The 17,966-nt window shown below is 63.9% G+C and carries 16 protein-coding genes and 1 tRNA gene; 6 read left to right on the top strand and 11 right to left on the bottom strand.

What is annotated here, in order from left to right; translation table 11 throughout:
• Positions 1-17: 17 nt before the first annotated feature.
• Together hfq and hflX are read left to right on the top strand one after the other, a co-directional pair.
• The gene (gene hfq / locus A0J57_RS01435) at positions 18-500 is read left to right on the top strand and encodes an RNA chaperone Hfq (protein WP_025548924.1); all 483 of its coding nucleotides are present in this window, start codon (positions 18-20) and stop codon (positions 498-500) included.
• 65 nt (positions 501-565) lie between these two features.
• Positions 566-1,897 carry a GTPase HflX gene (hflX, locus tag A0J57_RS01430; RefSeq protein WP_061934189.1) on the top strand — a complete coding sequence of 444 codons (1,332 nt, stop codon included), beginning with the start codon at positions 566-568 and terminating at the stop codon, positions 1,895-1,897.
• Between the two features lie 58 nt (positions 1,898-1,955).
• Here hflX and mazG read toward each other — a convergent pair whose 3' ends face one another.
• The 10 genes from mazG to A0J57_RS01380 form a co-directional block, all read right to left on the bottom strand.
• On the bottom strand, positions 1,956-2,744 hold the full coding sequence (gene mazG / locus A0J57_RS01425; protein WP_061934187.1) for a nucleoside triphosphate pyrophosphohydrolase: 789 nt from the start codon (positions 2,742-2,744) through the stop codon (positions 1,956-1,958).
• Between the two features lie 132 nt (positions 2,745-2,876).
• Positions 2,877-4,172, bottom strand: a complete 1,296-nt coding sequence (locus A0J57_RS01420; RefSeq protein ID WP_061934185.1) for an MFS transporter — start codon at positions 4,170-4,172, stop codon at positions 2,877-2,879.
• On the bottom strand, positions 4,169-4,819 hold the full coding sequence (locus A0J57_RS01415) for a TIGR02281 family clan AA aspartic protease (protein WP_061934183.1): 651 nt from the start codon (positions 4,817-4,819) through the stop codon (positions 4,169-4,171). The genes A0J57_RS01420 and A0J57_RS01415 overlap by 4 nt, the downstream gene beginning before the upstream one ends.
• A 15-nt stretch (positions 4,820-4,834) precedes the next feature.
• Positions 4,835-5,614 (bottom strand): MBL fold metallo-hydrolase, encoded by a 780-nt coding sequence (locus A0J57_RS01410; RefSeq protein ID WP_061934181.1) that lies wholly within the window; start codon positions 5,612-5,614, stop codon positions 4,835-4,837.
• A complete protein-coding gene (locus A0J57_RS01405; protein ID WP_061934179.1) occupies positions 5,611-6,384 on the bottom strand; it encodes a TatD family hydrolase in 774 nt (257 codons plus the stop codon). Before A0J57_RS01405 ends, A0J57_RS01410 begins: the two co-directional genes overlap by 4 nt.
• 4 nt (positions 6,385-6,388) lie before the next feature.
• Positions 6,389-7,951, bottom strand: a complete 1,563-nt coding sequence (gene metG / locus A0J57_RS01400; protein ID WP_061934177.1) for a methionine--tRNA ligase — start codon at positions 7,949-7,951, stop codon at positions 6,389-6,391.
• Positions 7,952-7,994: 43 nt separating this feature from the next.
• Complete coding sequence (locus A0J57_RS01395) at positions 7,995-8,957, bottom strand: AAA family ATPase (protein ID WP_025548936.1); 963 nt, start codon at positions 8,955-8,957, stop codon at positions 7,995-7,997.
• Complete coding sequence (gene tmk, locus A0J57_RS01390) at positions 8,954-9,595, bottom strand: dTMP kinase (RefSeq protein ID WP_061934175.1); 642 nt, start codon at positions 9,593-9,595, stop codon at positions 8,954-8,956. Before tmk ends, A0J57_RS01395 begins: the two co-directional genes overlap by 4 nt.
• A complete protein-coding gene (locus A0J57_RS01385) occupies positions 9,592-10,755 on the bottom strand; it encodes a D-alanyl-D-alanine carboxypeptidase family protein (RefSeq protein ID WP_044662322.1) in 1,164 nt (387 codons plus the stop codon). Before A0J57_RS01385 ends, tmk begins: the two co-directional genes overlap by 4 nt.
• Before the next feature lie 80 nt (positions 10,756-10,835).
• The gene (locus tag A0J57_RS01380; RefSeq protein ID WP_061934173.1) at positions 10,836-11,873 is read right to left on the bottom strand and encodes a lytic transglycosylase domain-containing protein; all 1,038 of its coding nucleotides are present in this window, start codon (positions 11,871-11,873) and stop codon (positions 10,836-10,838) included.
• A 239-nt stretch (positions 11,874-12,112) separates the two neighbouring features.
• Between A0J57_RS01380 and A0J57_RS01375 the strand changes: the two genes are divergently transcribed.
• The 3 genes from A0J57_RS01375 (at position 12,113) to A0J57_RS01365 (ending at position 13,240) form a co-directional block, all read left to right on the top strand.
• Positions 12,113-12,202, top strand: a tRNA-Ser gene (locus A0J57_RS01375).
• A 73-nt stretch (positions 12,203-12,275) separates the two neighbouring features.
• Entirely contained in the window at positions 12,276-12,476 is a 201-nt protein-coding gene (locus A0J57_RS01370; RefSeq protein ID WP_048577854.1) for a hypothetical protein, read from the top strand.
• A 338-nt stretch (positions 12,477-12,814) separates the two neighbouring features.
• Positions 12,815-13,240, top strand: coding sequence for a DUF983 domain-containing protein (locus A0J57_RS01365; RefSeq protein ID WP_061934238.1), 426 nt, complete (start codon positions 12,815-12,817; stop codon positions 13,238-13,240).
• A 219-nt stretch (positions 13,241-13,459) separates the two neighbouring features.
• Here A0J57_RS01365 and secA read toward each other — a convergent pair whose 3' ends face one another.
• Positions 13,460-16,189, bottom strand: coding sequence for a preprotein translocase subunit SecA (gene secA, locus A0J57_RS01360; RefSeq protein ID WP_061934172.1), 2,730 nt, complete (start codon positions 16,187-16,189; stop codon positions 13,460-13,462).
• A 238-nt stretch (positions 16,190-16,427) separates the two neighbouring features.
• Here secA and A0J57_RS01355 point away from each other — a divergent pair, with 238 nt between their 5' ends.
• Positions 16,428-17,939, top strand: a complete 1,512-nt coding sequence (locus tag A0J57_RS01355) for a glycosyltransferase family 39 protein (protein ID WP_061934170.1) — start codon at positions 16,428-16,430, stop codon at positions 17,937-17,939.
• Positions 17,940-17,966: the final 27 nt, after the last annotated feature.

Genomic DNA, 17,966 nt, shown 5'->3' with positions numbered 1-17,966 from the left:
AAGGACTGGTGAAGACCATGGCCGACAAAGTGAACAACCTTCAAGACATCTTCCTGAACAGCCTGCGCAAGAGCAAGACGCCCGTGACCATGTTCCTGGTCAAGGGTGTGAAGCTGCAGGGCATTATCACCTGGTTCGACAATTTTTCCGTGCTGCTGCGGCGGGACGGGCAGTCGCAGCTGGTCTACAAGCATGCGATTTCGACCGTCATGCCCGCGCAATCCATGGATCTGACCGAATTGCGGAAGGCCAGCGACGGCAATGGCAAGTCGAAGCTGCTCCAGGAAATCTTCCTGAGCGCGGTGCGCAAGTCCGGCAGCCCGGTGACGATGTTCCTGGTGAACGGCGTCATGTTGCAGGGCGAAATCGCCGCCTTCGACCTCTTCTGCATGCTGCTGGAGCGGGACGGCATGGTCCAGCTCGTCTACAAGCATGCGATTTCCACCGTGCAGCCGCTGCACGCGCTGGACCTCACCGGCGAGGGTGAGGGCGAGGATTGAACGCTTTTTCTTGTCCCCGCCCGGTTTCCGATGAAGCCGGCGGGGGCCGGAAGCGTTAAGCCACCATGGCTGTCTTCAACCGAGATTCCGATGACGAGGTGTCGCGCGGCGCGCGCGCCATTGTCGTGCGCGCCGATGTCCATGGTCCGGAACGTCGCGACAGCGATGCGCGGCTGGAGGAGGCGAGGGGCCTTGCCCTTGCCATCGGCATCGACGTGCGCGCGGCGCAGGCCTTTCGCGTGCGCGACCGCAAGCCCGCAACCCTGTTCGGCAGCGGTCAGGTGGACCAGATCGCGACGCTGGCGCGGGCCGAAGAGGCGGAACTGGTCATCGTCGACAATGCGCTCAGCCCCGTGCAGCAGAGCAATCTGGAAAAGGCGACCGAAACCAAGGTCATCGACCGGACCGGCCTGATCCTGGAGATATTCGGTGAGCGCGCCGCGACCAATGAGGGGCGCCTGCAGGTCGAATTGGCGCATCTGGATTACCAGGCTGGGCGGCTGGTGCGAAGCTGGACCCACCTTGAGCGGCAGCGCGGCGGCTTCGGTTTCCTGGGCGGTCCCGGCGAAACGCAGATCGAGGCTGACCGGCGGATGATCCGCGACCGGATGGCGAAGATCAGGCGGGAGCTGGATCAGGTGACGAAGACGCGCGGCCTGCACCGGGCGCGGCGGCAGCGGGCACCCTGGCCGGTGATCGCGCTGGTGGGCTATACCAATGCGGGCAAGTCCACGCTGTTCAACCGGCTGACCGGGGCTGACGTCATGGCGGAGGATTTGCTGTTCGCGACGCTCGATCCCACGATGCGGCAGATCGCCTTGCCGGGACTGGACAAGGCCATTCTTTCCGACACCGTCGGGTTCGTTTCGGACCTGCCGACGCAGTTGATCGCGGCGTTCCGCGCGACGTTGGAGGAAGTGCTGTCGGCCGATCTGATCGTCCACGTCCGCGACATAGCGCATCCAGACAGCGACGCCCAGCGCGACGACGTCATGGACGTGCTGGGCGAGCTTGGCGTCGCGGGGGAAGGGGCTCTGGAAGCGGGCGAGGGCGATGAACCGCCGCCGATCATCGAAGCGTGGAACAAGCTGGACCTGCTGGACGAGGATGCGGCGACGCTGGCGCGGGAGACGGCGGCGCGGCGGAACGATGTGGTGATCCTGTCCGCCCTGACCGGCGAGGGAGTCGATGACCTTCAGCGCGCCATCAGCACCCGGTTGACCGCCGGGGCGCAGGTCCATCACCTGCATGTGCCGCTGGCGGACGGTGCGGGGATGGCGTGGCTGCACGAACATGGCGAGGTGATCGGCAGCAGGGCGGAGGGCGAGGATATGCTGGTGGATGTCCGGCTGTCCGATTCCGCGCTGGCGCGGTTCCTCAAGCGCCGGGGAAATTAACCTTACTGGACGAAATGCTGGAACCGGGTTCCGGCCTGTCCAGGACCATGTCGCCTTATCAAGCCTGTCGCAACTGCCGCTTCGCCTGTTGCCACAGGCCTTCTTTCTCATCGAGCGGGAGCGTGGGAAAGTCCTCGCCGGCCAGTCCTTCCATGATGCGGAAACGCTTGTCGAACTTGCCATTGGCGGCGCGCAGGGCGACTTCCGGATCGACTTTCAGATGACGGGCGAGGTTGACCACGGCAAAGAGAAGGTCGCCCACTTCCTCCTCCCGTTCGGCCTGGGTAGTCGCCGCCTGCACCTCGCCCAATTCTTCTTCGATCTTGTCGATGACGCCGCCGATGTCGGGCCAGTCGAACCCCGTGCGGGCTGCGCGTTTCTGAAGCTTTTCGGCGCGGAGCAGGGCGGGCAGCGCTATGGCGACACCTGCCAGCGCGCTTGGATCGGGTTCCTTCTCGGCGCGCTCGGCGGCCTTGATGGCTTCCCATTGGGCATGGCCATCCGTGCGTCTGGTTCCTTCGCCAAAGACGTGGGGATGACGGCGGATCATCTTTTCCGTGATGCCGTCGATGACCTCCTGCAATGTGAAATGGCCGGCCTGTTCCGCCATGCGGCTATGGAAGGCGACCTGCAGCAGCAGATCGCCAAGTTCGTCCCGCAGGGCCGCCATATCGTCGCGCTCTATGGCGTCGGCGACTTCATAGGCTTCCTCGATCGTATAGGGCGCGATGCTGGCGAAGTCCTGTTCGACATCCCAGGGGCAACCGGTGTCGGGATCGCGCAGCCGTGCCATGACTTTGGCGAGCGGCATGATGTCGGCGGGACTCGCCTTGCTGTTGGATGACATGCAGGACTCTGGATCAAATGGGTGGGATTGGGAGGATGATAGGGTGCCGGATGGGCCAAGGCCAGCTTCCGGCAATGAATATCTGAGTTCGATAATAAGGATTATGTTAAATATGTGATGATCCTCGCATCCTCAATCTTCCACTATCCGGCTATGCTGCCGCGTATCGGGCATGCGGATATAGACGATCAGGGAGATGCCGATCATCACCGTCACATAGATGTAGAATGCCTGTTCTGCGCCGATCTGCTTGAACCAGAGCGCGACGAATTCCGCGGTGCCGCCGAACAAGGTGTTGGCCAGCGCATAAGGCAAAGCCACTCCCAATGCGCGGATATGGGCGGGAAACAATTCCGCCTTCACCACCGCGTTGATCGAAGTGTAGCCGGTCACGATCACCAGGCCGGCCATTACGAGCAGCCCCGCCGCCCACGGGTCCTTGGTGACGGCCAGCGTCGCGAAGATGGGATAGGTGCACAGGACGCCGAGCAGGCCGAAGCCGATCATCAGCGGCTTGCGCCCGATGCGGTCGGAAAGCGCCCCCGCGACAGGCTGAAGCAGCATGAAAAGAAAAAGCGTTATGCCATTGATTTGCGACGCTATTTCCCGACTGAGGCCGCTGGTGTTGACCAGGAATTTCTGCATGTAGATGGAATAGGCGTAAAAGGCGATCGTGCCGCCTGCCGTCAGCAGCATCACCGTCAGCGTCTCGCGCGGATGCCGGGTCACGAGTTCCATGAATCCGGATTTGGGGGCGCCCTCCGCCCTGGCCACGGCAAAGCTCTGGGTTTCGGCCAGGCCGCGCCGCAGCCAGAAGACGATGATCGCCAGCGCTCCGCCGATCAGGAACGGAATGCGCCAGCCCCAGGCATCCAGTTCGGCCTCGGTCAGCATGGCCTGGAGCGCCAGCAGGACGCAGATGGCGACAAGTTGCCCCGCGATCAGGGTCACATATTGGAAGCTGGAGAAAAAGCCGCGGCGGTTGCGCCCCGCCATTTCGGACAGATAGGTCGCGCTGGCGCCATATTCGCCGCCGATCGACAGTCCCTGCATCAGGCGCGCAAGCACCAGCAGCAAGGGCGCGGCGACGCCGACGCTATCATAAGAGGGCGTGACGGCGATCAGCAAGGAGCCGGCGCACATCAGGGCCACAGACAGCGTCAGGCCGCTTTTCCGGCCATGGCGATCGGCATAGACGCCCATCAACCAGGCGCCGATGGGTCGCATCAGAAAGCCCACGGCGAAAATCCCCGCAGCACTCAGCAATTGCGCCGTGCGGTCCTCGCTCGGGAAGAAATGCTGGGCGAAATAGAGGGTGAAGGCGGAATAGGCATACCAGTCATACCATTCGACCAGATTGCCGGTGGAGCCGCCAATGATGGCCTTCAGGCGCTGACGCTGATCGGGTGCCGCGGTCGATGACGTCATGGGGTCAGCACCATCTCTCCATTTTGCACGGACCAGCTTTTCAGGCGCGACAGCATGTTCATGCCGATCACATTGACCTCTCCGAAAGCCGGGGAAACGACGATGTCGAGATCGCTGGCCCGGATCGGGCCGACGACCAGCGTGGCGATGGTCGAGCGCTTGGCGTCGATCTTGCCGTTGGCGGTCATCATGCTGACGCCGGGCGCGTTCAGGTCGAAGTTCAGGCCGGAACCGCGGGCCGCCTCCACCGACAGGGCGGTGACGCTGGCGCCGCTGTCGATCAGAAAGCGCGTCGGGTTCCCGTTGACCATTCCCTCCACCCAATAATGACCGTCGGGCGCGACCGGGATTCGCAAGGCCTGTCCCTCCACATGCGCGGACGGCAAAGCCGCCGGCGCGGCATTGGTCGACGCGGCATTGGTCGACAATGAAGGGGATTCGTCCCCTGCCCCATATATGCGGCTGGAAAACAGACCGAACTTCTCGCCAGCCTTGAACAGCCCGAGGAGGACGGCGAAGATGACGATCCAGAGCATGGCCATGCGCATGAGCCCGCCCATCGGGGCGCGCCGGGCAATCAGGGCCGATCCGACCAGGACAAGCGCCAGCACATACCAGAGACTGGACATTGCCTGATCGCCATCCATCTCCTGCCCCGCCCCCTATGTCGCGCCCAGTTCGGCCACCAGTCCGTCATAGCCCGGTTCGACGCCTTCGGGGAGTGTCCGGCGGAGCGTCGCATAATCCATGCTCTGGTCCATATGGATCAATATGGCACGGCGGGGCCTTACGGCCTGCACGGCATCCAGGGTAAGCGCCAGATGCGTGTGCGTCGGATGCGGCTTTTCCCGCAGGGCATCGACAACCCAGATGTCCAGCCCATCGTACAGCGCCAGCATGTCAACCGTTATGTCATGGAAATCAGTAGCATATCCAATGGAATGACCATCATGTGTGAAGCGGAAGCCAGTGGAGAATATCTCGCCATGGGGCTGATCCGTGCAGGCGATGCCGATGTCCCCGATGCGCAGGCCGTCCGGCAGCGCATGGGGTTCGATCGTCGGATGATAACCGTGACGCCCTTCGAAGGCATAGCCGAAGCGTTCCCGGAGCAGGCGGAGCGTCTGGGGGCGCGCATAGCCGGGCACCGGCGTGCCGCGATGATGGTAAAGCTGACGGACATCGTCCAGCCCGTGGCTGTGGTCGGCATGGTCATGCGTCCACAATATGGCGTCGATCTGCACGACATCGGCCGCCAGCAACTGGGCGCGCATATCCGGTGATGTGTCGATCAGCAGCCGGGTCGTGGGGCTTTCGATCAGGATCGATGCCCGGGTGCGGCGGTTCTTCGGCTCCTGCGGGTCGCATGCGCCCCAGTCATTGCCGATCCGGGGAACGCCCGAAGAGGTGCCGCTGCCCAGGATGGTGAGCTTGAGGCTCATGCCGCCTTGCTGAACAGCTTGCGGAAATTGGCTGAGGTCGCCTCGGCCAGCTGCTCGACGCTCTCGCCCCGCAAATTCGCCAGGAAACGGGCAGTGTCCGCCACGAACGCCGGTTCGCAGGGCTTGCCGCGATGGGGAACCGGCGCGAGGAACGGGGAGTCGGTCTCGATCAGCAGGCTTTCGAGCGGCAGGCGCGCGGCCGTTTCCTGCAAATCCCTGGCGTTCCTGAAGGTCACGATACCCGAAATGCTGATAAGGAAACCCAGTTCCATCGCCGCATCGGCAAAGGCGCCGCTGGCGGTGAAACAGTGGATGACCCCGCCATAGGCGCCCTTCCCCATTTCATCGCGCATGATCGCGAGCGTGTCCTCCTCCGCATCGCGGGTGTGGACGACCAGCGGCAGGCCGGTTTCGCGGGAGGCGGCGATGTGGGCGCGGAAGCTGCGTTGCTGCCGCTCGCGGTCGCTATGGTCGTAATAATAATCGAGGCCGGTCTCGCCTATGCCCACGATACGCGGGTGGGAAGCGCGTGCGACGAGCTTCGCCGTATCGACATGCGGATGCTCGTCAGCCTCATGGGGGTGAATGCCGACGGTCGCCCAGACATCGGGTTCGCGCAACGCGGTGTCCAGCACATCGTCCCACTCGCTTTCCCGCGTGGCGATGTTGAGCATCAGGCCGACCCCGGCGCCACGCGCCCGTTCGAGCACATTCTGCTGATCCTCGATCAACCCTTTGTAATTCAAGTGGCAATGGCTGTCGATGAACATGTCCTTATGCCTCTTCGACGGGCAGTTCGAGCCGCGGGAAAAGCGGCTTGGGCGGGCTTAAGGTAAAGCCCGACGCGCGCAGTTGCGCATACCAGTCAGTGGCGATGGCGGCATAGCTGCGGCCATCCTCGGCTATCCCCATCTGCTGGAGCAGGGCGGAGGCGCTTGCCGGGATGACCGGCTGGACGATGATGGCGAGATCGGCGATGGCTTCGTAGAGGGTGGCGAGCACGGCCTCCATCCGGGCGGGATCTGTCTTGCGGAGCGTCCAGGGCGCCTGCGCGTCGATATAGGCGTTGCAGGCAAAGACCGCACGCATCCAGGCTTCGATGGCGGTCGATGGCGCGAGGTCGGCCATGGCGCCCTGGAAAGTCCGGGCCGCTTCTCCCACGGTTGCAAGAAGATCGCGGTCGACATCCTGCGCCGCCGGTTCGGGTAGACGGCCTTCGAGATTTTTCGCGATGAAGCTCAGCGTCCGCTGGGCGAGATTGCCGAAACTATTGGCGAGGTCGCTGTTCGAACGGGCGACGATCGCCTCCGCGCTGTAGCTGCCGTCATTGCCGAAGGTGACTTCCGACAGCAGGAAATAGCGAAGCTGGTCCACGCCGAAGCGCTCCGCCAGTTCCATCGGATCGGCCACATTGCCGAGCGACTTCGACATCTTCTCCCCCCGGTTGAGGAGGAAGCCGTGGCCGAACACCTGCTTGGGCAAAGGCAGATTCGCGCTCATCAGGAAAGCCGGCCAGTAAACGGTATGAAAACGCACGATATCCTTGCCGATGATGTGCGTGATGTCGCCCCCTTCGGACCAGTAACGGGCCATGCGTTCGGCATCGTCGGGATAGCCGCAGCCGGTGATGTAATTGGTGAGCGCGTCCACCCACACATACATGACATGACCGTCACTCCCCGGCACCTTCACACCCCAGTCGAAGCTGGTGCGCGACACGCTGAGGTCGGACAGTCCCCCCTCGACGAAGCGCATGATCTCATTGCGGCGGCTGTCGGGCTGGATGAAGTCAGGCTGGCTGGCGTAGAGGTCCAGCAGCTTCTGCTGATAGGCGGACAGGCGGAAGAACCAGCTTTCCTCCACCGTCCATTCCACCGGCGTGCCCTGGGGCGAGAGCTTCTGCCCGCCCTCCCCTTCGGTCAGTTCCTTTTCGTCGTAAAAGGCTTCGTCGCGCACCGAATACCAGCCTTCATACCGGCCGAGATAGAGGTCGCCATTGGCCTCCATCGCCTGCCAGATCGCCTGGCTGGCGCGATGGTGATCCGGCTCGCTGGTGCGGATGAAACGATCATAGCTGATATTCAGACCGTCGTTCATAGCCCTGAAATATCCAGACATTTCATCGGCAAGCGCGCGTGGCTCCATGTTCCGGCCGCGGGCGGTCTGGGCCATTTTCAGGCCATGTTCGTCCGTGCCGGTCTGGAAGAAGACGTCTCGGCCCATCATCCGCTGGAAACGGGCGATCGCATCGGTGGCGATCACTTCATAGGCGTGGCCGATATGCGGCCGGCCATTGGGGTAGCTGATGGCGGTCGTGATGGTATAGGGCTTGGACATGGGCCCTCCCTAGCGGGTGTTAGCCCTTGCGCAAAGCCGCTTTTCAGCGGGCAAGCGCCGCAACATGCCCCGCCAGTTCGAAAACCACCGCCCCCGGTTCGAGCGACAGGATGATGGCTCCGCCTGCAAGCTGACGGGCGGCTTCCCAATGGTCCAGCGCCTTGCCGAGATCATCCCCCTGCCGCTGGCGCGCCGCCGCCGCGATGAAGGCCGGGGCACGCTCCAGAAAGGCCTCATAACGGGGCCGTGCGCTTTTTGATGAAAGCATCTTGGCCAGGATCAGCCGATGGCGATTGCCGGGGTCGCCATCGGCGGCGATCGCCGCCAGCGAATGCTCGATGTCCGCTATGTTGAGGCCGGCATAGCGCAATGCCTTGCCCGGAGACCCCTCGCCTGCGCGGACCAGCGCCGTCAGTTCGTCCGCAGACAGGCCTGCGTCCGCCTTGTAGAGGATGCTCCGCATGGCATCCTCACCCAAGCTGTCGAAGCGCAGGGTGCGGCAGCGGGAGCGGATGGTGGGCAGCAGGCGGCCGGGCGCATGGCTGACCAGCAGGAACAGCATGTCGGCTGGCGGCTCTTCCAGATTCTTGAGCAGCGCATTGGCCGCGCCGCGCTCCAGATCGTCGGCGCTGTCGATGACGACGATCCGCCGCGAGGACATGGAGGGAGCCGACTGGATCAGGCGCTGCAGACCCCGGACCTGATCGACCGTGATGTTGCGCGCCGTGCCGCTTTCCCTTTCCAGGCAGAAAAGCTCCGCATAGTCGGGGTGGGCGTCGGCCTCGAACAGACGGCGGATCGGGTGGTCGTGCGGCACGTCCAGCCCGTCGGCCGCGATGGCCGGGCCCGCCGCCTCCGCCAGCAGGCGCAGCGCCATGGCGCGGGCGAAGCTTGCCTTGCCGATGCCGCGTGGGCCGGCCAATATCCAGCCATGGTGCAGGCGGCCGCTTCGCGCCGCGCCGATCAGGGTGCGGGCCTGTCCGTCATGGCCGAGCAGCGGCGTCATGGCAGCAGGTCCTGCAAGGCATGCAGCAGCCTTGCCGTCACGGCTTCGGCTTCGCCAGAGGCATCGACGGTCAGGAAGCGCGCCGGTTCCTGCTGCGCGAACCGATGGAAGGCCGTCGAGACGGCCCGGTGAAAGTCCCTGTCACGCCCACCGATCCTGTCCGCAGCATCCCCATCGCGGGATTGGGCGCGAGCGCTCGCCTCCTCCTCCGCCAGGGTGAGGAAGAGCGTCCGGTCGGGCAGGAAACCGTCGCTGCCGATCCGGTGAAGCGCCAATATGTCCGCGTCGGTCAGTGAACCCATGACCTGATAGGCGCGGCTGCTGTCCAGGAAGCGGTCGGAAAGCACCCATGCGCCGCGCTCCAGCGCCGGGCGGATCGTCTTTTCGACATGATCGGCACGGGCCGCGGCGAACAGCAGGGCTTCGGCGCGAGGGCTCCAGCGGTCCGCGCCGCCGGTCAGCAGGAGGGCGCGAATGGCCTCCGCCCCTTCGCTGCCGCCGGGTTCGCGGGTTTCCACCACTTCCAGGCCGCGCGCGCGCAGGGCCGCGGCAAGCGCGCTCAACTGCGTCGACTTGCCCGCGCCCTCCCCGCCTTCCAGAGAGATGAAGCGCCCCCCTGTCGTCCGGGCGTCGGTCACCCGAAGAACGACTTCAGCCCGTTCCACAGGCGGCCGAAAATGCCGGCTTCGGAGACATCCTCGCCGGCGACCAGCGGCAGGATCTGCGGCGGGGTATCGGGGGTCGAGACGATCAGTTGCGCGATCCTCTGCCCCTTGGCGATGGGCGCCTTGATCGGGCCGGTATAGGCGACCTTGACCGAGATGTTGGACGATGCGGCGCGAGGCAGGGTCACGGCCATGTCCTGCGGCGCCACCAGCGGCACGCTGGTCGCGCTGCCCAGCTGCACTTCGGCGGTCTCGACGGTCTGGCCCTTCCTGAACAGCGGCTGCGCCTTCCATGCGCGGAAGCCCCAGTCCATGAAGCGCACGGATTCAGCAATCCGCTGATTGAAGCTGGTGAGGCCCGCGACGACCATGACCAGACGACGCCCCTCCTGCTCGGCCGATCCGGTGAAGCCGAAACCCGCTTCCTGGGTATGCCCGGTCTTGAGCCCGTCGGCCCCGGCCACCTTGCCCAATATGGGATTGCGGTTGCCCTGCTCGATATCCGCGCCGCCCATCGTCTTGCCCCAGGTGAAGCTGCGCGTGGCGTAGAATTTCTTGTAGAGGTTGGGCGTTTCCTCGATCGTCGCTTCGGCCAGCGTCGCCAGGTCGGCGGCGGTGACATAGGTGACGCCTTCGTCCGGCCAGCCATTGCTGGTGCCGAAATTGCTGTTCTTGAGGCCCAGACGCTTCGCCTCCTGATTCATCAGCGCGACGAAGGCCTGCTCGGTCCCGGCAATGCCCTCCGCCAGCACTACGCAGGCGTCATTGCCGGAAAGGGTGACGATGCCGTGCAGCAGATTTTCCACCGACACCTGCTCGCCCGGCGACAGGAACATGGTCGAACCGGCCTGCGGGCCATGCCATTGCTGCCAGGTTTCCGGGCGGACGGTGAATTTCTGGTCGAGCTTCAGGTCGCCCTTCTGGATCAGGCGGAAAGCGACATGGGCCGTCATCATCTTCGCCATGGAGGCAGGTGGCATCCGCGTGTCGCCACCCTTGTTATAGAGCACCGCGCCTGACGACAGGTCCTTCATATAGGCGATCGGCGCTTCGCTGCTATAGGGCGGCGCGGCGGCGGTCAGCGGCGTGGAGAGCAACCCGACGAACAGGAGGGCGGCGATGGACTTCTTCATGCAGGATTGCCTTCGGACTGGTGGATTCTTCGAGTGCCTAGCGCATTCATTAGCCATGGCAGGACCAATAGCAAAGCGCTCTATTGCTTCACCGCGTCGGCGAGCAGGCCGACCGACAATGCGTAGAAATTCGAACAATTATAGTCGAGGATCGCCCGGTAGTTGCTGGTGAGCAGATAAGCCGTCTTGCCCGGCCCATCGGGTTCCAGCAGCGTCGCCATCACCCGGTCGGCGGGCCAGCCGCCACCGCTGGGCTCGATCCCCATGCGCCGCCATTCGGCCATGCTGAGCCAGCGGCTGTGGCGGTTGAACACGCGCGGGCAGCGGGCGGGGCTGGTGCGGGCGGCAAGGCCGGAGCGGTCGAGACCGGCGGGCACGGACACCGCAATGCCCCACGGCTGGCCCCGACGCCATCCGGCATGGACGAAATAATTGGCGATGGAGGCGAGCGCATCGGCTTCGCTGTTCCAGATGTCGACCCGTCCGTCGCCGTCGCCGTCCTTGCCCAACCGCAAATAGACGCTGGGCAGGAACTGGGGATAACCGGTCGCGCCCGCCCAACTGCCCACCAGGCGGCTGCGCGGCACGCCATTGTCCAGCATCTTGAGCGTCGCCAGCAGTTCCGGTTCGAACAATGTCCTGCGGCGCCCCTCATAGGAAAGGGTCGCGAGTGAGCGGATCAGGTCGAAATCGCCGGTATAGGCGCCGTAATTTGTCTCATGGCCGTAAATGGCGACCATGACCTCCTCCGGCACGCCGGTCTCCGCCTCGATCCGGGCGAGCCGGGCGCGGTTGGCGAGATAGGCCGTGCGGCCCCGGCCGATGCGCGCCGCGTCGACATGCTGGCGGCGATATGGCTCGAAATTGGGAATGGGGGCGTAGGCGCCGCCGCCAGGCTGGTTCTGGTCGAGCTGAACCACGCGGGGATTGGGGGTCAGGCCCGGGAAAACGCTGTCCAGAGTCGTATCCCGGATGCCCATGGTCCGCGCCTTCGGGCGGAGGGATTCCAGATAGGCGCGAAAGGCGACATCCTCCTGCGCGCTGACGCTGTCCGCCGTCAGACCGCCCGCCATGACGGCGGCGAGCCCCAGCAACAGAGACATGATCGACGAACGCATTGAAGAATCTCCTTAAGCCCTTTTGTTGCACAGGGATGGCGTGGCGTGAATCCCCTTAATGGCGCACGGCGCCATTCGGGCGATGAAACCGCCTTCCCGCCATTTTACGCTTGGCAAGGCCGCCGGGTTCGCTAGAGCGGGTTTCGATCTGACTGAATCGGATCGCTGCGCTGTTTTCCGCGATTTCCCGACCAGCGATCGGTTCGATCGGCTGGAATCGCTTCCGGAAGCGTGGCGACGGACAGGTGGCCGAGTGGTTTAAGGCAGCGGTCTTGAAAACCGCCGTGGGTTCACGCTCACCGTGGGTTCGAATCCCACCCTGTCCGCCATCCAATTTGATCCCCGTTAAAGCGCGGCGGTTTTCTTCATGCTAGAAGCGGTCGACAATCATCGGAGGTGACGATGTCTGCCGATAGCGATGCGCGCTACATGTTCCGGCGCGCAAGAGAAGAAGCCGCGAAAGCCGATGCTGCCGAAAGGCGCAGCGCTTCGTCGCAGGAGGTTGCGGTCCATCGCGAACTTGCGCTGCGCTACAAGGTCAGGGCCCTTGCCATGTCCTGTCCCGATCAGGTCCTTCATGATGCGATGGAGCGGGAGCCCTGATCGGCTTCATGCCCATTATCATGGCCTATCAGCCATCAGGCTGGCGGGAACTTTTGTCGTCGCAATGCATTGCAAATAAAAAAGCGCTCCCGGGCAAGGGAAAGCCGGGAGCGCGATTTGTTTGCTGTCGGGCATCCAAATCCTCCCCAGATTAGCAGGTGCAGATGTTCTTGGCAATCTACCCAAAGGTAGACCGCTGCTTTCCGTAGCGTCAATTCTGTGAGCGGGGGCAGACTGCCCTGGGGCAAAAAGCCCAATTGAAAATCCGCAGGATATGACGACATTTCTGCGACAGGCAGAATGGCATGACGATGAGCGACACGGACAGGATATCAACGATGCAACCGGCGGCGGAAATGGAAGGTCACTGGAAGCGGCTTTCTCCAATGGAGACCGGCCCCTTCGGCCGTTGTCCCCGATGCGGCGAGGGACATATCTTCCGCGGCTTCCTTACGGTGCGCGATCATTGCGAGATTTGCGGGCTGAATTATGATTTTGCCGATCCGGCGGACGGGCCGGCCGTATTCGTGCAGCTATTCGCCTGCGTTCCGGGCGTGGTCTTCATCATCATGCTGGAGATTTTGGCGCAGCCGGGCCTTTGGGTGCATCTGGCTGTCGGTGTCCCGGTGCTGATCCTGACGACAGTGCTTCCGTTGCGACCGATCAAGGGTTGGCTGATCGCCGCCCAATATGTGAACAAGGCGCAGGAAGCGGGTACAGCCCAATTATGGGCGAAACTGCATGGGAACGGGGCCGGCGATTAGGCTGTATCGGCATTCAGCCATATCGCGCGATTGCCCGGGATTATTCCCTTCGTCCTGCTGAAGCCGGTTCAGCATGCCCATTGTTGAAACGACGGGCTTGTTCCGGAGCGCGCTGCGTCAAATCGGGCGCAGGTCGCGCGCTCCGGTTTCCTGCTGTCGCATTCTTCCAAGCAGAAAGCCGCCATTTGCAGACCGCCATGGGCTGAATCCCCACACAGCCTAGCTGAGCGCGCCGTGGCAATGCTTGTATTTCTGGCCCGAGCCGCAGGGGCATGGCGCATTGCGGCTGATGTCCAGATTGGCGAACTCCCCGCCCTGTCCGCCCGCCGGCGGACGCGGCAGGGTGGTCGTGATCCCGCTGATCTGCCCGCCGTCGATGTCGCCGCTATTATCCTCGCCCGAAAAGGGGTCGATATGGGTGGTGATGAAGTCGGGCAGCACCGGCAGGTCGAATTCCGGCAGAGGCTCCTCCATGCGGAACTGGACGCGGGCGATGGAGCCGGTCACATCCTCGCGGATATTGCCCAGCATGCGTTCGAACAGGGCGAAGGCTTCCTGCTTATATTCGTTGATCGGCGTCTTTTGCGCATAGGCGCGCAGATGGACGACCTGACGGAGCGCGTCGAGAGTCGACAGATGCTCCTTCCAGTGATGGTCGAGGCTCTGGAGCAGGATCGACTTCTCGATCATGTGCCAGTTTTCTGGATCGAGTTCCTTGACCTTGTCGGCCACCGCCTCGTCGGCCAGGGCCCTCAGCCGTTCCTCGATCATTTCCGGATCGACATGGTCCTCAGCCAGCCAGCCGTCGAAATCGGGTTCCAGGTTCAGCACTTCGGCCGTGCGGGCCTTCAGCCGCTCCATGTCCCACTGTTCGGGGTAGGTGCCCGGCGGGCAGGACGCGCCGACCAGATCATTGACCGTCTCATGCCGCATGTCGGTGACGACATCGTCCACCGTCTCCGCATCCATGATGTCGCTGCGCTGCTCGTAAATGACCTTGCGCTGGTCGTTCATGACGTCGTCATATTCGACGACCTGCTTGCGGATGTCGTAGTTGCGCGCCTCGACCTTCTTCTGCGCGGTCTCGATCGCCTTGCTGAGCCATTTCGAGGGCGGCAGCGCCTCGCCATCTTCCAGATTGGAGCGGATCATCTTCGCGAACATCGTGTCCGGGCCGAAGATGCGCATCAGGTCGTCGTCGAGGCTGAGATAAAAGCGCGACAGGCCGGGGTCGCCCTGACGGCCCGAGCGGCCGCGAAGCTGATTATCGATGCGGCGGCTTTCATGGCGTTCCGTGCCCAGCACGAACAGGCCGCCGGCGGCGAGCACTTCCTGCTTCTCCGCCTCGATCTCGGCATCGATGCGGGCGATGGCGGCTTCGCGCTCCGGGCCTTCCGGCATGTCCCGCAGCTCGTCCTCGACGCGGAATTCCAGGTTGCCGCCCAATTTGATGTCGGTGCCGCGCCCCGCCATGTTGGTGGCGATGGTGACGGCGCCCTTGCGGCCCGCCTGCGCCACGATATGCGCTTCGCTTTCATGGAAGCGGGCGTTGAGGACGGCGTGCTTCACCCCCTCCTGCGTCAGGAATTCGGACAGCATTTCCGACTTTTCGATCGACACGGTGCCGACGAGGACCGGCTGGCCCTGCTCCGCATGGACCTTGATGGTCCTGGCGATGCCGCGGAACTTGTCCTCCAGATTCTTGTAGAAGCTGTCTTCCTCATCGACACGCTGCACCGGCCGGTTGGTCGGGATGGTGACGACGTTCATCTTGTAGATTTCGTAGAATTCGGTCGCTTCGGTCGCGGCCGTGCCCGTCATGCCGCCCAGCTTGGGGTACATGCGGAAATAATTCTGGAAGGTGATGGAGGCGAGCGTCTGGTTCTCCGGCTCGATATTCACGCCTTCCTTGGCTTCCACTGCCTGGTGCAGGCCGTCCGACCAGCGGCGGCCGTCCATCATGCGGCCGGTGAATTCATCGATGATGATGACCTTGCCGTCCTTGACGATGTAATCGATGTCGCGGCGGAACATGACGTTCGCGCGCAACGCCTGATTGACGTGATGGACGACGGCGGTGTTCTCGAAATCATAGAGGTTGGCGCCTTGCAGCAGCCCGGCCTCCTCCAGCATGCGCTCGATCTTCTCGGTGCCGTCCTCCGTCAGGGTGACGGTGCGCTGCTTCTCGTCCTTCTCATAGTCGCTGTCGTCCAGCCGCTTCACGATGGCGTCGACGGCGACATAGAGTTCCGACTTGTCGTCGGTGGGGCCGGAGATGATCAGCGGTGTGCGCGCTTCGTCGATCAGGATCGAGTCCACCTCGTCGACGATGGCGAAGTTGAACGGCCGCTGCACCATCGATGCGCGGTCATATTTCATATTGTCGCGCAGATAGTCGAAGCCGAGTTCGTTGTTCGTCGCATAGGTGATGTCGGCGTTATAGGCCTCGCGCCGCTGGTCTTCCGACAGGTTCGGCACGATAACGCCGGTGGTAAGGCCCAGGAAGCGATAGACCTGCCCCATCCATTCGCAGTCACGGCTGGCCAGATAGTCGTTCACGGTGACGACGTGGACGCCCTTCCCCTCCAGCGCGTTCAGATAGGTGGCGAGCGTCGCGACCAGCGTCTTGCCCTCGCCAGTACGCATTTCCGCGATCTCGCCGCGATGAAGCACGATGCCGCCCACCATCTGCACGTCATAATGGCGCTGGCCCAGCGTCCGCCTGGCGGCCTCGCGCACCGTGGCGAAAGCTTCGGGCAGCAGGTCGTCCAGCGTCTCGCCCTGCGCCAGCCGTTCCCGGAACCGCAGGGTCTGCGCCGTCAGTTCCTCGTCCGTCATGGCCGAGATGGTGGGTTCGAAAGAGGCGATCTGTTCGACGGTCTTGCCCAGCGACTTCACGTAGCGGTCGTTGGAGGAGCCGAAAATAGACTTGGCGAGTGCGCCGAACATGCAAGTTCCTGACAAAAGGGGACGCGCACGCCTTTGGGGCGATGCACGCGGACATGCGCGGCGATTTAGGGCGCGCACGGGCGTTAGTCAATCAGAGCGGGTATGTCGCGAGGGCGTAATAATGAGCGATCAAGCGGATTTTTCCGTGCCGGACATGGGCGGAAGCAGGATATGGGCGGATCGCGGCGTCCAGTGACGGCGCCGGTGCCGAAGCCTGAGGAATGAGAGCGATTTGACGATGATCTCCAGCCCTGCCCGCGTGGAACCGCGCGGCGCGACCTTGCCTGTGGCGGCGACGGCCGCGGCTTTGCTGTGGTTCGGGATCACGGCGCTTGCGACGCCGTTCGATCATGATGAGAGCCAATATATAGCAGGCGCATGGTTCAGCTCGCGCCTGCTGATCTATCGCGACTTCCTGTACCTGCAACCGCCGCTTCATGCCTGGCTGTTCGCGCCCCTGGCCCTCGGTTTCCCGGGCAGGATGCTGGTCGCCATGCGGCTCGCCACGGCGGCCTGCGCCCTGATCACCCTGCTGCTGCTCCATTTCGCGCAACGGCGCGCGGGCATATCGCGCGCCAGCGCGGCCCTTGCGACTGCCTTCATCGCCGCGACCGCCGCCTTTCAGTTCACCGCGAGCGTGACCCGCAACGACATGCTGCCCACCATGCTGGCCACATTGGCGATGCTTCTTTCGGTGATTGCGCTGCAAGCCGGTGGGCGACGCCATTGGTTCGGAGCGGGGCTGTTCTTCGGGCTGGCCGTCGCCGCCAAGCTCAATTTCATCCCATTGGGGGCGGCGGTCGGCGGCTTTGCATTGCTCGCCCGCCCGCGCCATGCCGCCTGGCTGGCCCTTGGCGCGCTGGCGGGGCTTGCGCCCATGCTCGTCGCCTGCGCCCTTGCGCCGGCCGCCTTTTTCTATGGAGTCGTCACCTTTGCGGCAAGCGGCCCCTTTGCCTGGTATGCAGCCAATGGGGCGGGCGACGAACTGTCATGGGGCGAGAAGTTCGGGGATCTCGCCAAATATCTTTGGCGGGGGCCGGCGCTGCTCAGCCTGGCAGCCATCATCGCCCATGGATGGGCAAGTCGCGGCCGGGCCGGTCCGCCCGAAAGGCGCCTTGCCTGTTGGATGATCGGCGGCGGACTGATCGGGGCCGCGCTGCCGACGCCGTCCCAGCTTCAATATGTGATGCCGTTGCTGCCACCGCTGGGCCTGGCGCTCGGCTTCATGCTGGACGACGCACGGGCCTGGCCCCGTCGCGCCCGTCCGGTCCTGATCGCATCGCTCTGCCTGTCCGCCGTGCCGGGGCTGCTGCCGGCGACCCGCCATGTCATCGCCATGGCGGGTCATGGATCGCCGATATTGGCGGCGAGCGACCATGCGCGCTGGGCCGGCGCGCAGGTGCGCAGGCTGACCGGCGACGACGAGATCGTCACCCTTTCGCCCCAGCAACTGGTCGACAGCGGGCTCAACATCGACCGGCGGTTCGCGCCGGGGCCCTTCGTGTACCGGACGGGATGGACGATGGAGGGCGCGGAAGCCCGGCGCATCCATGCCATGATACCGGCGACCCTGGCCGATCTGGACCGCGATCCGCCCGAGGCGATCCTGGTCGGATATGAAATGGGGACTCGCAAACTGCCGCTGCGGCCCGACGACAGCCTGATCGCCTATGCGAAGCGGCGCGCCTACCGGATGCTGGCCATGCCGGACGGCGTCGGAAAGCTCTATATCCGCCCATCTCGCCGTTGACGGGCGGGCATATTGCGCTAAGCGACG

Origin of the sequence: Sphingobium sp. 22B, from assembly GCF_001580035.1 — a bacterium.
GTDB lineage: Bacteria > Pseudomonadota > Alphaproteobacteria > Sphingomonadales > Sphingomonadaceae > Sphingobium > Sphingobium fuliginis.
Note: the sequence above shows the minus strand (reverse complement) of the source record. Positions and strands in the feature narration are given on the sequence as shown.

Excerpts from the sequence above, each read along its gene's own strand:
- hfq (WP_025548924.1), top strand. The coding sequence starts at position 18 with ATGGCCGACAAAGTGAACAACCTTCAAGACATCTTCCTGAACAGCCTG.
- hflX (WP_061934189.1), top strand. The coding sequence starts at position 566 with ATGGCTGTCTTCAACCGAGATTCCGATGACGAGGTGTCGCGCGGCGCG.
- mazG (WP_061934187.1), bottom strand. The coding sequence starts at position 2,744 with ATGTCATCCAACAGCAAGGCGAGTCCCGCCGACATCATGCCGCTCGCC.
- A0J57_RS01420 (WP_061934185.1), bottom strand. The coding sequence starts at position 4,172 with ATGACGTCATCGACCGCGGCACCCGATCAGCGTCAGCGCCTGAAGGCC.
- A0J57_RS01415 (WP_061934183.1), bottom strand. The coding sequence starts at position 4,819 with ATGGATGGCGATCAGGCAATGTCCAGTCTCTGGTATGTGCTGGCGCTT.
- A0J57_RS01410 (WP_061934181.1), bottom strand. The coding sequence starts at position 5,614 with ATGAGCCTCAAGCTCACCATCCTGGGCAGCGGCACCTCTTCGGGCGTT.
- A0J57_RS01405 (WP_061934179.1), bottom strand. The coding sequence starts at position 6,384 with ATGTTCATCGACAGCCATTGCCACTTGAATTACAAAGGGTTGATCGAG.
- metG (WP_061934177.1), bottom strand. The coding sequence starts at position 7,951 with ATGTCCAAGCCCTATACCATCACGACCGCCATCAGCTACCCCAATGGC.
- A0J57_RS01395 (WP_025548936.1), bottom strand. The coding sequence starts at position 8,957 with ATGACGCCGCTGCTCGGCCATGACGGACAGGCCCGCACCCTGATCGGC.
- A0J57_RS01385 (WP_044662322.1), bottom strand. The coding sequence starts at position 10,755 with ATGAAGAAGTCCATCGCCGCCCTCCTGTTCGTCGGGTTGCTCTCCACG.
- A0J57_RS01380 (WP_061934173.1), bottom strand. The coding sequence starts at position 11,873 with ATGCGTTCGTCGATCATGTCTCTGTTGCTGGGGCTCGCCGCCGTCATG.
- A0J57_RS01370 (WP_048577854.1), top strand. The coding sequence starts at position 12,276 with ATGTCTGCCGATAGCGATGCGCGCTACATGTTCCGGCGCGCAAGAGAA.
- A0J57_RS01365 (WP_061934238.1), top strand. The coding sequence starts at position 12,815 with ATGCAACCGGCGGCGGAAATGGAAGGTCACTGGAAGCGGCTTTCTCCA.
- secA (WP_061934172.1), bottom strand. The coding sequence starts at position 16,189 with ATGTTCGGCGCACTCGCCAAGTCTATTTTCGGCTCCTCCAACGACCGC.
- A0J57_RS01355 (WP_061934170.1), top strand. The coding sequence starts at position 16,428 with ATGATCTCCAGCCCTGCCCGCGTGGAACCGCGCGGCGCGACCTTGCCT.